The organism is Mucilaginibacter sp. P2_A5 (genome assembly GCF_056404995.1).
In genome coordinates, this window is record NZ_JBFUCY010000033.1 from 21,447 (window position 1) to 35,825 (window position 14,379).

General features: G+C 43.9%; 12 protein-coding genes. 11 read left to right on the forward strand and 1 reads right to left on the reverse strand.

Annotated elements, in window-relative coordinates:
- The first annotated feature begins 46 nt into the window (after window positions 1–46).
- From rlmF to mnmC2, 7 genes are all read left to right on the forward strand, one after another.
- Window positions 47–1,006, forward strand: a complete 960-nt coding sequence (rlmF, locus tag AC1DXF_RS23830; protein WP_477451206.1) for a 23S rRNA (adenine(1618)-N(6))-methyltransferase RlmF — start codon at window positions 47–49, stop codon at window positions 1,004–1,006.
- 347 nt (window positions 1,007–1,353) lie between these two features.
- Entirely contained in the window at window positions 1,354–2,226 is an 873-nt protein-coding gene (locus tag AC1DXF_RS23835; protein ID WP_477451207.1) for a 3-keto-disaccharide hydrolase, read from the forward strand.
- Between the two features lie 185 nt (window positions 2,227–2,411).
- On the forward strand, window positions 2,412–4,481 hold the full coding sequence (locus tag AC1DXF_RS23840; protein ID WP_477451208.1) for a M13 family metallopeptidase: 2,070 nt from the start codon (window positions 2,412–2,414) through the stop codon (window positions 4,479–4,481).
- Between the two features lie 216 nt (window positions 4,482–4,697).
- Entirely contained in the window at window positions 4,698–6,767 is a 2,070-nt protein-coding gene (locus AC1DXF_RS23845; RefSeq protein WP_477451209.1) for a M13 family metallopeptidase, read from the forward strand.
- A 181-nt stretch (window positions 6,768–6,948) separates the two neighbouring features.
- A complete protein-coding gene (locus AC1DXF_RS23850; protein ID WP_477451210.1) occupies window positions 6,949–7,266 on the forward strand; it encodes an SHOCT domain-containing protein in 318 nt (105 codons plus the stop codon).
- Between the two features lie 107 nt (window positions 7,267–7,373).
- The gene (locus tag AC1DXF_RS23855) at window positions 7,374–8,798 is read left to right on the forward strand and encodes an MBL fold metallo-hydrolase (RefSeq protein ID WP_477451211.1); all 1,425 of its coding nucleotides are present in this window, start codon (window positions 7,374–7,376) and stop codon (window positions 8,796–8,798) included.
- Window positions 8,795–9,472: a tRNA (5-methylaminomethyl-2-thiouridine)(34)-methyltransferase MnmC2 gene (gene mnmC2 / locus AC1DXF_RS23860; protein ID WP_477451212.1), complete on the forward strand. Its 678-nt coding sequence runs from the start codon at window positions 8,795–8,797 to the stop codon at window positions 9,470–9,472. The genes AC1DXF_RS23855 and mnmC2 overlap by 4 nt, the downstream gene beginning before the upstream one ends.
- Window positions 9,473–9,593: 121 nt before the next feature.
- Here mnmC2 and AC1DXF_RS23865 read toward each other — a convergent pair whose 3' ends face one another.
- Window positions 9,594–10,430 (reverse strand): hypothetical protein, encoded by an 837-nt coding sequence (locus AC1DXF_RS23865; RefSeq protein WP_477451213.1) that lies wholly within the window; start codon window positions 10,428–10,430, stop codon window positions 9,594–9,596.
- Between the two features lie 117 nt (window positions 10,431–10,547).
- Here AC1DXF_RS23865 and mazG point away from each other — a divergent pair, with 117 nt between their 5' ends.
- From mazG to AC1DXF_RS23885, 4 genes are all read left to right on the forward strand, one after another.
- On the forward strand, window positions 10,548–11,351 hold the full coding sequence (gene mazG / locus AC1DXF_RS23870; RefSeq protein ID WP_090652817.1) for a nucleoside triphosphate pyrophosphohydrolase: 804 nt from the start codon (window positions 10,548–10,550) through the stop codon (window positions 11,349–11,351).
- A 65-nt stretch (window positions 11,352–11,416) separates the two neighbouring features.
- Window positions 11,417–11,860: a hypothetical protein gene (locus tag AC1DXF_RS23875; protein WP_477451214.1), complete on the forward strand. Its 444-nt coding sequence runs from the start codon at window positions 11,417–11,419 to the stop codon at window positions 11,858–11,860.
- 211 nt (window positions 11,861–12,071) lie between these two features.
- Window positions 12,072–12,626 (forward strand): RNA polymerase sigma factor, encoded by a 555-nt coding sequence (locus AC1DXF_RS23880; protein WP_477451215.1) that lies wholly within the window; start codon window positions 12,072–12,074, stop codon window positions 12,624–12,626.
- A complete protein-coding gene (locus tag AC1DXF_RS23885; RefSeq protein WP_477451216.1) occupies window positions 12,619–14,118 on the forward strand; it encodes a hypothetical protein in 1,500 nt (499 codons plus the stop codon). Before AC1DXF_RS23880 ends, AC1DXF_RS23885 begins: the two co-directional genes overlap by 8 nt.
- Window positions 14,119–14,379: the final 261 nt, after the last annotated feature.

Below are 14,379 nucleotides of genomic sequence, written 5' to 3' on the forward strand. Positions count from 1 at the left end.
GCTTAAAGCCAACGCCTTTTAAATTTATAAATTAAAATAAAATAACTTGTCCGAATCAGCCCCCAACCAACCCGAAGTAAAAGAATTTATGCACCCGCGTAACCGCCACCGCGAGGGTTATGATTTTAGGGCGCTGATGAAGGCCGCACCAAAACTGCGCCCCTTTGTAACGGTAAATAAGTACGATACCCAAACTATCAACTTTGCCAATCCGGATGCGGTGAAGATGCTCAATAAAGCGTTATTAAAGCTTCATTACGGCATCGGCTTTTGGGATATCCCCGATAGTTATTTGTGCCCGCCCATCCCCGGACGGGTCGATTACATCCATTACGTGGCCGATTTGCTGGCTACAGCCAACGATGGTGTTATCCGTAAAGGTAAAAAGGTGCGCGTGCTGGATATTGGCGTAGGGGCAAATTGCGTATACCCTATCATTGGCCACCAGGAATACGGCTGGAGTTTTGTTGGGGTTGATATTGATGAAGAAGCATTAAAATCGGCAGAAGAGATCATCAGCAAAAACGATGAGCTTAAAAATTCCATCGAGCTAAGGTTGCAAAAACACAAGGCCGATATTTTTACATTTGCCGTTAAGCCCGGCGAATTGTTTGACCTTACCGTTTGTAACCCGCCTTTCCACGCCTCTATAAAAGAAGCAGCCGAAGGCTCAAAACGTAAATGGAATAACCTCGGCCTTAAAACAGGCAAGGAAGAACCGGTACTTAACTTTGGCGGCCAGAATACCGAGTTATGGTACCCCGGCGGCGAGGCTGCATTTTTAAAACAAATGGCTACCCAAAGTACGCGCGTTGCCAAACAATGCCTTTGGTTTACTACCCTGGTATCAAAAAAAGAAAACCTGCGTATTTTATATAATGCCCTGCAAAAAGCCGGTGCTAAGGAGGTGCAAACCATCAACATGTCGCAAGGCCAAAAGGTGAGCCGCATTATGGCCTGGACTTACTTTACCGCCGACGAGCAAAAGGATTGGGTGAAGAAATAGTAGGGAGTGGGTAGTAGGGAGTGGTGAGTAGTTAAAATTTATTCTTTTGGGATTTGTTGCTTACTACTTAACCATATTCAGGCCCCTCTTTCCTGCGTAGCAGAAGAGAGGGATGTCGGGCGTAGCCTCGACAGGGTGAGTCTTCGCCGCCATGCGGTATACGCCATGCACTCCTCTTGCCACTCTATTTACGCATCGTAATCATTCTTTACCAATAGCATTTCAACATTTCCTGATCGTTTTTTACCATTCACGGTATTTCTGCAATGCCTATTGCATACATTAGCATGCAATTACAATCGATTGCGAATTGATTTGACTTTCTTAAACTTATAGTTCTCACCACTATGAAAAAAACTTTAGTGCTCGCGCTTGGCTGCCTGGTTTTGGCCGGCCTTACTTCTTTTAACCCCGATACCGGCTGGGTTAAGCTTATGGATAAAAAGATGAGCAAATGGACCATTTACCAAAGCTACAGGCTAACCTATCCGTACAAAGGCGAAGCACCCAAAGGCGCCGACGGTAAAACATTGCCACCCATCGGCTATGATAAAAATGAAGGCAATTTATTTTCGGTAGAGATGCAAAACGGCGAGCCTGTGCTGCATATTACCGGCGAAATATACGGCTGTATTTATACCAAACAGGAATTTCAAAATTATCGCCTCAAATTAAAAACCAAATTCGGCACCAAAAAATGGGAGCCGCGCTTAAACGAGCCTATGGATTCGGGATTGTTATACCATTCGCAGGGCGAGTGCGGCGTAGATTATTTTCATGCCTGGATGTTATCACAGGAGTTCCAGGTGATGGAGGGCGGTATTGGCGACTACTGGAATGTGGGCACCGCCCATGCAACCGTGAGGGCAGGCAAACCGGCAGGAGTGCCCAATTATGTATTTAATAAAAACGCGGATAAAGTTTTTATGGGTGTAGGCGCGCCTAACCAGGGTTTTTGCCAGCGCAGCGAAAACTTTGAAAACCCCAAAGGCGAGTGGAACACCATGGAACTGGTTTGTTATGGCGATAAAAGCGTTTACATTGTAAACGGCCATGTGGTAAACGCCCTATCAAATTTGGGCTACCAGGACGGTAAGGAAAGCAAACCACTAACCAAAGGCAAGCTCCAGCTGCAAAGTGAAGCCGCAGAAGTTTATTTTATGGATATCCAGATTAAAAGTATTGATAAAATGCCCGAGGAGTATGCTGGTTTATTTTGATCCGGTTTAAGCGATAACCGGGTTCCCATTTTGGCTGTAATTTATTACCTTTATTTTTTATATAGGATATATTAATTGATTTCATATTAGTTGATTTCATATGTATTCTTTTATCAAATAGATAATCAATAGGTTAGCTTAAGCTTTGTGCATTCTGCTTTTAGCTTCTATATAAGTAATAAATTATGATATTAAAACTTTGGTGGTTTATGCTGATAAGCGCTTTATCGTTATCGGCAAATGCACAAGTAGCCGATAAAACAAAACCACCAAAACACAAACGTAAAACTGTCATACCCAAAAAGTTCATTGATCCGGCTAATATGGATACTTCCATTAAACCCGGCGATGATTTTTTTGAGTATGCTAACGGAGGCTGGATCAAAAAAAATCCTATACCAGCCAATGAAAGCAATTGGGGCAGCTTTGCAATGCTACGCAAGCAAAATACTCAGAGGCTTGTAGGTTTATTAAACGAGGTTAGCCGGCAATCGGCAACTGCGCCCAGCGGCAGTTTAAAGCAACGCCTTGGCGACCTTTATGCCAGTGGTATGGATAGTGTCACTATCGAAAAACTGGGTTATTCGCCCATTAAACCCGACCTTGAGCGCATTGACAAAATCAAAAATTTTGATGACGTTATTAACGAGTTAGCTTTTGAACGTATTAATGGCAGCTCCCAACTTTTTAGATTGGGGATTGACCCCGATGATAAAAATCCAACAAAATATATTGTGAATCTTGGCCAGGGAGGCACTTCCTTACCCAATAAGGACTATTATTTAACAAATGACGAGCGGGCAAAAAAATTACAAAATGCTTTAAAAACCCTGATGGTGAAATTATTCACCCTGACCGGTAGCAGCCCGGCTGAAGCAAGTAGTAACGCGACGGCAGTTTACAACCTTGAAAGTATATTGGCAAAAGCGCAGCTGAGCCGTGTGGCCATGCGCGACCCGCATGTTATTTATAATAAATTCCTGGTGGCCGACTTTAATAAAGTTACCCCGCATTTAAACTGGAACAAGCTGTTAGCCAGGTTAAACGTCCCCAAACAAGATAGTATTTTGGTAGGCCAGCCGTCGTTTTTTAAAGTTGCCGATTCTTTATTAGCGGCTGCACCGGTTGAAAACTGGAAACTTTTATTAAAGTGGAATGCCATCAGGGGGTCGGCAGTATATCTAAGTTCGCCTTTTGTAAAAGCAATTTTTGACTACAACAGCGCTTTAACCGGCGAAAAAGAACAACTGCCGCGAAGCGAGCGTATAAGTAAGTTAGTTGACAATGCCCTGGGTGAGTTATTAGGGCAATTATTTGTAGAGAAATATTTTTCGCCATTGGCTAAAAAACGCGTAGCCGAAATTGTAAACAACCTAAAAACAGCCCTTGGCTACCGTATCAGACGCCTGGATTGGATGGGCCCCGGCACAAAAGAACGCGCGTTAAGAAAGTTGAGCGCCCTTGCGGTAAAAATAGGATATCCTGATAAATGGGAAACATACGATGGCGTAATCATTAAGCGTAACCATTATTTAGAAAATGTACGTAATATATCAAAATGGCGTTACAGCTTCGAGATAAGCCACCTTGGCAAACCTGTTGATAAAAGCCGTTGGGGGATAACACCACAAACCGCGAACGCCTACTACTCCACACCCAACAATGAAATAGTTTTTCCGGCGGCGATGCTGCAAATTCCTTTTTTTGATTTAGAGGCCGACCATGCGATAAATTATGGCGCCATTGGCAGCATAATAGGACACGAAATAACCCACGGCTTTGACGATAAGGGACGCCAATATGATGCGGATGGAATACTGCGCGATTGGTGGACAAAAAGTGATGCCGACAAATTTAAAGCACGTACCAACCAATTAGTAGTGCAATATAGTAGCCTCACGGTACTGGATACAATGCATGTAAATGGCCGGCTAACCCTTGGCGAAAACATTGCCGATTTGGGTGGCTTAAACATAGCTTATGAAGCCTTCCTGAAAACAAAGCAAGGCCGGTCGGCCAACAAGATAGATGGTTTTACGCCCGATCAGCGCTTCTTTCTGTCATGGGCCCAGGTATGGCGCAACGCTCAACGCCCCGAGGCTGTAGCCCAGCGCATTCTGACAAGCCCATACCCTATTGATCGGCACCGTGCTAATGTCACCTTAACCAATATCAGTGCCTGGTATAAAGCATTTAACATCAGGCCAGGCGATAAAATGTACAAAAAGCCGGAAGACAGGGTGGAGATTTGGTAGCTGTTAGTAGCAAGTATTGAGTATCAAGTATTCAAGACAGAGGCTGGCGAATGGCCGGGACGTGTCTTGACACTAAAAATTAAAAGCCATGTTATCGTGATAACCATCTTACAAAGTCATTGACGATCCATAATTTCTAATGCGTCGTTCCTGAACCCGTCTTATTGGTTTGCCCGTTTTTGTTGTAATTTAGCACTCTTGATTCATGTAAAAACTATGAAATTAAAGTTGGTATTTTGTATACTCCTGGGTGTTTTGTCATCATCGGTAAATGCACAAACAACCAGTAAAACAAAACATCCAAAATACAAACGTAAAACTATCATACCCAAAAAGTTCATTGATCCGGCTAATATGGATACTTCCATTAAACCCGGCGATGATTTTTTTGAATATGCTAACGGTGCCTGGATAAAAAACAACCCTATACCAGCCAATGAAAACAGTTGGGGCAGCTTTGCAGTGTTGCGCAAGCAAAATACTCAAAGGCTTGTAGATTTATTAAACGAGGTTAGCCGGCAGTCGGCAACAGCGCCCAGCGGCAGTTTAAAGCAACGCCTTGGCGACCTTTATGCCAGTGGTATGGATAGCATCACTATCGAAAAACTGGGTTATTCGCCCATTAAACCCGACCTTGAGCGCATTGACAAAATCAAAAATTTTGATGACCTTATTAACGAGTTAGCTTTTGAACGTATTAATGGCAGCGCCCAACTTTTCAGATTGGGGATTGACCCCGATGATAAAAACCCAACAAAATATATTGTGAATCTTGGCCAGGGAGGCACTTCTTTACCAAATAAGGACTATTATTTAACAAATGACGAGCGGGCAAAAAAATTACAGGATGCATTAAAGGCCCTGATGGTGAAGTTATTCATCTTGACAGGCAGCAGCCCAGCTGAAGCAAGTAGTAACGCGGCAGCAGTTTATAACCTTGAAAGTATATTGGCAAAAGCGCAGCTTAGCCGTGTGGCCATGCGCGACCCGCGTGTTATATATAATAAATTCCTGGTGGCCGACTTTAATAAAGTTACCCCGCATTTAAACTGGAACAAACTGTTGGCCAGGTTAAACGTCCCCGAACAGGATAGCATCCTGGTAGGGCAGCCGTCGTTTTTTAAAGTTGCCGACTCTTTATTAGCGGCTGCACCGGTTGAAAACTGGAAACTTTTATTAAAGTGGAATATGATCAGAGGGGCGGCGGTATATTTAAGTTCGCCTTTTGTAAAAGCGACTTTTACCTATAACAGTGCGCTAACAGGCGAAAAAGAACAACTGCCGCGAAGCGAGCGCATAAGTAAGTTGATTGATAGTGCCCTGGGTGAGTTATTAGGGCAATTATTTGTAGAGAAATATTTTACGCCATTAGCTAAAAAGCGCGTAACCGAACTTGTAAACAACCTAAAAACAGCCCTTGGCGACCGTATTAAACGCCTGGACTGGATGAGCCCTGAAACAAAGAAGCACGCACTTAAAAAGCTTAATGCCCTTACCGTAAAAATAGGATATCCTGATAAATGGGAAACATACGATGGCGTAATCATTAAGCGTAACCGTTATTTAGAAAATGTACGTGATATATCTAAATGGCGCTACAACATGAACTTAAGCCGTCTGGGCAAGCCGGTTGATAAAACTCTTTGGGGAATGACGCCGCAAACCGCGAACGCTTACAACTCTACAACCAACAACGAAATCGTTTTTCCGGCGGCGATACTGCAAATTCCCTTTTTTGATTTAAATGCAGACGATGCGATAAATTATGGCGCCATAGGCAGCTTAATAGGACACGATATGACCCACGGCTTTGACGATAAGGGCCGCCAATACGATGCGGATGGAATACTGCGCGACTGGTGGACAAAAAGCGATGCCGACAAATTTAACGTACGTACCAACCAATTAGTAGCGCAATATAGTAGCCTCACTGTACTGGATAGCCTGCATGTAAATGGCCGGCTAACCCTTGGCGAAAACATTGCCGATTTAGGCGGCTTAAACATAGCTTATGAAGCCTTCCTGAAAACAAAGCAAAGCCGGTCGGCCAACAAGATAGACGGTTTTACGCCCGATCAGCGCTTCTTTCTGTCGTGGGCCCAGGCATGGCGCAACGCTCAACGCCCCGAGGCTGTAGCCCAGCGCATTCTGACAAGCCCATACCCTATTGAGCAGCACCGCACTAATGTCACGTTAACTAATATCAGTGCCTGGTATAAAGCATTTAACATCAGGCCAGGCGATAAAATGTACAAAAAACCGGAAGACAGGGTGGAGATTTGGTAGCTGTTAGTAGCAAGCATTGAGTATCAAGTATCAAGACAGGGCCTGGAGGATAGTATTTTTTTATTCATGTCCGGTTGTAATGGCCATGTGCAAGAAGATTAGGGTAATAAATAATAAAACTAATTCATACATTGAACCCACATAAATAACTGAATTTTTAAAACCTTAAACCTGATATAATATGGGACTGGGCGCACCGGAAATCATCGTAATTATTATAGCTTTTAGTTTTTTTCTTGTCCCCGCTGCTTTGGGATACAGTGCGGGTTCAAAAAGAATGATCGGCCCGGTCGGAGGGTTATTATTAGGCTTGTTTTTTAATTTATTAGGGCTAATTATAGTTTATTGCACCAGGAGGATAGATGAAAAGCCATTTTATAACTTCTCCAATCAATCGCCTGCCGATGAATTGAAAAAGTATAAGCAGTTGTTAGATAGCGGAGCAATAACAGAAAACGAATATAATGTTCAAAAGGCGAGAATTTTAAATTCAAATTGATAGACTTTTGAGCTGTTTGCGGTGCAACGCACACGCACTAAACTTTACAGCCTCCAAACATTCGGGCCTTACAACATCTCTGCCAAACAGTTATCTTTGCGGCCGATATGATTATTCAGCAATTTTATGATAAAGGTTTGGCGCATGCATCGTACGCCGTTATCCGTACAGGTAAAATGATCGTTATTGATCCGGCGCGCGATCCGCTGCCCTATTATACCCTTGCAGCCCAGCACAATGCCGATATTGTGGGCGTTATTGAAACCCACCCGCATGCCGATTTTGTAAGCTCGCACCTGGAAATTCACCAGGTTACCGATGCCGTTATTTATTGCAGCAAACTTACCGGCGCTACCTATCCCCATGAAACTTTTGATGATGGCGATGTTATCCAGCTGAATGATGTGAAGCTGAAAGCCATCAATACCCCCGGCCACTCGCCCGATTCTATTTGTATTTTACTTGAGGACGAGGAGGGCAAAGAAACGGCCGTTTTTACCGGAGATACCCTTTTTGTAGGCGATGTTGGCCGCCCCGACCTGCGCGAGAATGTAGGTAACATTACTGCCAAAAAAGAAGAGCTGGCCAAACAAATGTACCTGAGCACCCGCCATAAGCTTATGACCTTGCCCAAAAACGTAATAGTTTACCCAGCGCATGGCCCAGGCTCGCTTTGTGGTAAAAACATGAGCCCCGACCTGCAAAGCACCATCGGCCGCGAACTACAGGAGAACTACGCGCTGCAACTGATGGATGAGCTTACCTTCATCAAAGCACTTATTACCGACCAGCCATTTGTACCAAAATACTTTGGCTACGATGTGGAACTTAACAAAGCCGGCGCTCCTAAATTTCAGCAAAGTATTGATAACATAGTAAAATTCGATGCCGACATTCAATTGCAGGAAAAAATCGCGATTATAGACAGCAGGCCTAAAACGCTTTTCGGTGCCGGCCACATTAAAGGGGCCATCAACCTGCAGAATGGCGATAAGTTTGAAACCTGGTTAGGCTCGATACTGCAGCCCGACGAAAAATTTTACCTGGTTGCAGAAGATGATGCTACTGCCGATTTATTGGTAAAAAAAGCGGCCAAAATAGGTTATGAAACCAACATTATGGCCATACAGCTATCGCCCCAAAATATCAGCGAAAACCTTTCTAACCTGGATCTTGAAGATTTTAAGGCCCGGCCCGAAAATTACACCATCATAGATGCCAGGAATACCAACGAAGTAAGTGAGGGTAAAATATTTAAACATGCCATCGACATCCCGCTTCCTGAACTGCGGGAACGTATTGATGAAATACCTGTAGATAAACCAATTGTTGTGCACTGCGCAGCGGGTTACCGCTCGGCTGCCGCAACAAGTATTGTAGCCGGGGCCATAAGTGAAGTCCCTGTTTATGACCTTGGGGAAGTTGTAACGGAGTTTAGCCCCACCCAACCCACTCCGCTGGTAAGCGGAAGGGCTTCAGATGATGCAGGAAAAGTCTCCCCTACCGGGGGAGATTTAGAGGGGGCCGAATGAATCATCAACTTTCAATTGTCACCACTGCCGATGGCTCAAAAACCATTTACAATGCCGAAGTAGGCGAACTTTACCACTCGCGCAACGGGGCGCTGCAGGAAAGCCTGCATGTATTTGTAAACGCAGGGTTGAATTATTTTCTGGATCAAAATGACACAAAGGAAGTAAGCATACTGGAAGTTGGCTTTGGCACAGGGCTCAATTTTTTGCTGAGCGCCGATGCTTGCACCACAAAGCAAATCAATCTTACTTATACAGGTATTGAAGCATATCCGCTTACAGCACAAATGATGAGCCAGACCGGTTATGATGATTATACCCCTGCCGAATTGTGGGAGTCGTACCTAAAAAATTACCCGGAGGCTTTGGCCGGTTATGTAAACATTAACGGTAACTGCCAGCTGCAAATTGCCCTCTGCAAACTATTGGATTTTCCATCCGGCCGGCAATACGATATCATTTATTTTGACGCTTTTGCTGCCTCCCGCCAACCCGAAATGTGGGAACAACAGGCCATTAGCCATGTTGCCGGCTTTGTAAAGCCTGGCGGCGTATTTGTTACCTACGCCATAACCGGCAACCTTAAACGGATGCTAAAAGCGCTTGGCTTTAACATACAAAAAATACCGGGCGCCGCCGGCAAGCGCGAAATGCTGCGGGCAATAAAACTTTAAAGCACTACTGTTAAGTCAACAGTACTAAGTCGTAAGTCCAAAGTTGATTTTTTTTGACTTCAGACTTAAGACTTTGGGCTAAAGACTATCCGCCACTTATCGATGACACGACACTACCAGCTTACATAAACCGGAAACCCACGTTAAATTTCAAGGTAAAACCATTATTGGTTGGCAACTCGCGGTAGGCAGCAAACTGGCCCTGGGTGTTGGCGCTCCTTGTTGCGTATAGGATAGGCCCACCGCAAAGTGTAAACGCAAAACGCGAATTTGTTGGCGCATAGTTTATAGATGGACCTACCATTAACCTGGCACCGCCTTCGGCCTCCTCGGTTTCCCAAAAACCTTCTAAATCCTGCCCCACGGCCTCAAAGCCGCCAAAAAAACGGCCGGTAATATGCCGGTGTACCCCAACACTTGTAACAATATCAAGGCCATCACGGTTAGTGGCAAAAGCTTTTTCTAACCGTACGTTGGCCCCTATCTTCCATCGCATAACATCGTAAGCGGCGGTTATCCTGCTAAATGCCACATTATCATTATTAAACTCATGCCTGAAACCCAGGCCTGCACCAATGCGGAAACCCAAAGGCTGGTTGCCTCCTATAAAATCGCGCAGCAATTCGGCCTGCTCCAAAGTATGTACGCTGCCATTGTTACTAAAACCAGTACCTAAGGTTGCCAAAAAGGTAAATTTTGAGCCCAGGTAGCCCTTTGCAGATATGTTTTGGTCTACACCATCAAAACCTAATGGGGTAACGGTGTGCTCGCCATAACCACCCGAGTAATTTACGCTCCAGTTCCGCCCAGATGGGTTTAAGGTGTTAATGGTAAATAAAAACGGCTGTGGCAGTTCAAGCGTGCTGTTTTGCGGCGTGGTTTGCATCAATTGCTGGGCCTGGCAACATTCAATTATCAGCATTAAAAAAAATAAAGGCAGGTAGATTTTCTTGATCATGGTTTTACAGTTATGAGTTGGCCAATAAAGTTAATTAATATTACCTTTAAATTAATACCGGGATAAGTTTGCATTAAAGATGTTATCATACCTTTGCAAAAAACATCGCACATCACTATGCCTTTAAAAGCCCCTGAAACTGCCCCTACCGCAACTATAGCCTTTCAACGCCTGCTGATTATCATGGACGACCTGCGGGCCAATTGCCCCTGGGATAAAAAGCAAACGCTTGAAAGCCTCAGGCATCTCACCATTGAAGAAACCTACGAGCTAAGCGACGCCATTTTGGGCGATGACATGCAGGAGATTAAAAAAGAGTTGGGCGATATCATGCTGCACCTGGTTTTTTACTCAAAAATAGCATCAGAAACCAATGATTTTGATATCACTGATGTATTAAACGGCGTTTGCGATAAACTCATAAACCGCCATCCGCATATTTATGGCGATGTTGAAGTACAGAACGAAGAAGACGTGAAACGTAACTGGGAGCAAATTAAGCTAAAGGAGGGTAATAAATCTGTTTTGGGTGGTGTGCCATCATCGTTGCCTGCATTGGTAAAAGCCTCCCGTATCCAGGAAAAGGCCCGTGGCGTAGGTTTTGATTGGGAAGAGAAAAACCAGGTTTGGGCCAAAGTAGAAGAGGAAATGCAGGAATTTAAAAATGAGTTTAACGCCGAAGACGAAACCACCATCGACCATGAAAAAGCCGAAGGTGAATTTGGCGACCTGTTATTCTCGCTTATTAATTATGCCCGTTTTATTAACATTAACCCCGAGAACGCGCTTGAAAAAACAAACCAGAAATTTATAAAACGTTTTCAATACCTGGAGTTAAAGGCAAAAGAACATGGCAAACAATTGCAGGATATGAGCCTTGCCGAAATGGACATTTTTTGGAACGAAGCAAAAAAACTTTAAAAATTAAACAACCGGCTGTAGCGTTTATATAGTTATATTCGTAATGACTACAAATACCCAAAATTATGAAGCGTAATTTATTTTACTTACTCCCTTTGCTATTAACCTTACTTGCGGCCTGCGCCAAAAATTCAGACACATCAGGTGTAATATCCACACCCACGGGAACTTTTAACGGCCAGTTCAGGCTATTAACCAAAAACTCGACTGGTAAATATGATACTTTAAAAGATTCGATAGTGTTGAAAATGACCAGTAACTATCATTTCGCGGTAACAGCTGATACTGCTGTAAAACACGCCGGCAGCCACGGCACTTTCGCTTTTGACGGTTACTATATCCAATTTAACGATAGTACTTTTAAAGCAAATGTACCGCGCACCAAAAATCATTTGGTTGGTGTTTACCAATATATTTACGATGGCACCAACTTTAAAATGTTACGCGCAAGCTCGTCTACCAGCCCTGATACTATAGGCCGTTATGACCTTGTAAAAACTGCAAATTAATTATTATTGTTTTTAACTGAAACGCCGTCGCCGATATTTTGGGGGCGGCTTTTTTGGTAAGCCGGGTACCCCTGCCTAATAATTTGCCAGAACTATGAGTCGGGGTTTATGGACTTAATAGAAAATATTTTTTATTTGTATCAATAGGGTTGTTTATTGCGTAAAGGCATTAAAAAACAACACAATATTTAAGCGGAATTAAACACACTTAATGCATCCACCCAAACGCATTACTGAAGAAGAGATCATCAGCCAATGCAAAAAAGGCAGCCTTAAATACCAGGAAATGCTGTATAAGCAGTTTTATGGCTACGCCATGGGTATAAGCCTGCGTTACAGCCTTAACCGCGATGACGCGCTGGAGGCTGTAAATGATGCTTTTATAAAAGTTTTTAACGCCGTGCATAATTACAATACAGATAAACCCTTTAAGGCCTGGCTGCGTACAATTGTAGTAAACACCGCTATAGACCGCCGCCGCAAAGACCTGAAATTCCAGTTAAATGTTGAGTTGGAGAATGCCGCGCCCATAAGCAGTAATATGGGCACGGTTGATAATTTAAATGCACAGGACATTTTAAAGATGATGAATGAGCTGCCTGCCATACAGCTTACCATATTTAACATGTACGAAATAGATGGTTATAATCACGATGAAATTGGCAATATGTTAGCTATCCCGGCAAGCTCGTCGCGCGTTTATTTGAGCCGGGCTAAAGAACGATTAAGAAAAATATTAAGGCAAGAAGCACAAAACCATGGATGATCAGTTGGATAACGACTTAAAGAACCGCATCAGGGAGGTGTTTGATAATTACGAAGACACCACTGCTGATGAAGGCTGGCTGCTGCTTAGGGAAAAATTCCCTGAAGAGGAGAAAAAGCGCCCCGTGATCTGGTTATGGTGGGCAGGCGCGGCAGCCGGCCTGTTGCTATTTTTAGCTATTGGCGTTTGGACGCTGAACAATAAACAAACAACCAACACCAATACCGCGGCCATACCACCGGTAAAGCACCACACCCGGCATCAAAAGGCCGCACAGGTTGATACCGTTGGCCAGGTAGCTGCTAATACAGGTACAGGCAGCAGTAATTCGGTTGATACCGCAGTATCAGCCCAAAACAATATTGCCCAAAATCAGGGCAACCCACATAAAAAGCCGGCAATAAACAACCCGGCTGTAAATGCTGCTGTTAGCCAAAATAGTATAGCAGTTTTCAGGCCATCAACCAAAATACCTGTAAATGCCCCTGCGGCTAAACAGCCACAGGTTAACCAAAATAACAGTGTAAATAGCACAGTTAACCAATTTGCTACCCAACAGCCCCCTGTTGCCGGTAAACAACCAATTGTCGCTGCCGCACCAGGTAATAAGGCAGATAGTGTTAAACCCACCGTTACTGACGCGGGCAAGCAGCAATACGCTGTAAATCCGGCTGTTGCACCAGCTACCAAGGCTGCTACAAGCGTTGCACAACCCAATGCAGTAAACCAGCAGCCTGCGCAGGCCAAACCGTCATCGGCCAATGCCATGGCAACAATGCTTGCGACTGATAATTTGCAAACGCCAAAGGCAAAAGACAAAACCGCCGATGATAAAAAGGTGAAATTTGGCATCTACGCGGCCACCTTTTTTAACTATGCCAAAGGGAGCGCCAACCAGGTAAATGCCGGGGCCGGTTTTACATCCGATATCAGGCTTAGCAAAAACCTTAAACTGTCTACAGGGGTTGCCTTAGCGCAAAACACGCTAAAATACAACACCAGCGTGCCGCCAACCGCAAGCGCCGCCAACGCTGTATCCTATGCCCTTGCGGCGCAGGATAACAAGCTGGTGCCGGCTTCGTCGTTCCCGGTGTTTAAAAATTATAATGCCAGTTTGGTGGGACTTGATGTACCTATCAATTTAAAATATGAGTTTAACCCCGAAAAAACAGATGCTTATTTCTCGGCCGGTTTAAGCTCGGGCACGTTTATTAATGAGGCTTATACTACCAGTTATGGTATCCCCCATAGCTCGTTGTTAAGCGGCACCACCCAGCAAACATCCGAAGAAACAAACCGCCAAAGTTTCAACGGCTTTTATTTTGCCAGAACGCTGAATATATCAGTGGGTGTAGGCACAGCTTTAGGTAAAAACCGCTTGATTATTGAACCTTTTTTGAAATACCCGCTCCAGGGAATGGGTGCGCAGCAGATAAAATTTGGCGCGGGCGGCTTAAATTTGAAGTTTAATTTTGCAACGGGAAAACGATAGAAAGCTAATTATTCCGCGAAAATATTGTTCGGTTTTTTGTATATTTGAATATACCAGCCAGGGCGGCTATCAAACACAGATAGCCGCCCTCACTTGTTAAAAAAGACAAGCAAAAACATACAAATATCGATATAAATAGTTATATATAAGATATTTAACTAAAAAACAAAGGAACCAAAAGTATCAGAAAAGTATTAAAAAGTATCAGAAAAGTGCATAAAGAGTGGTTGAAAAGTATGCCAATAGTATATGTAAAGTGTG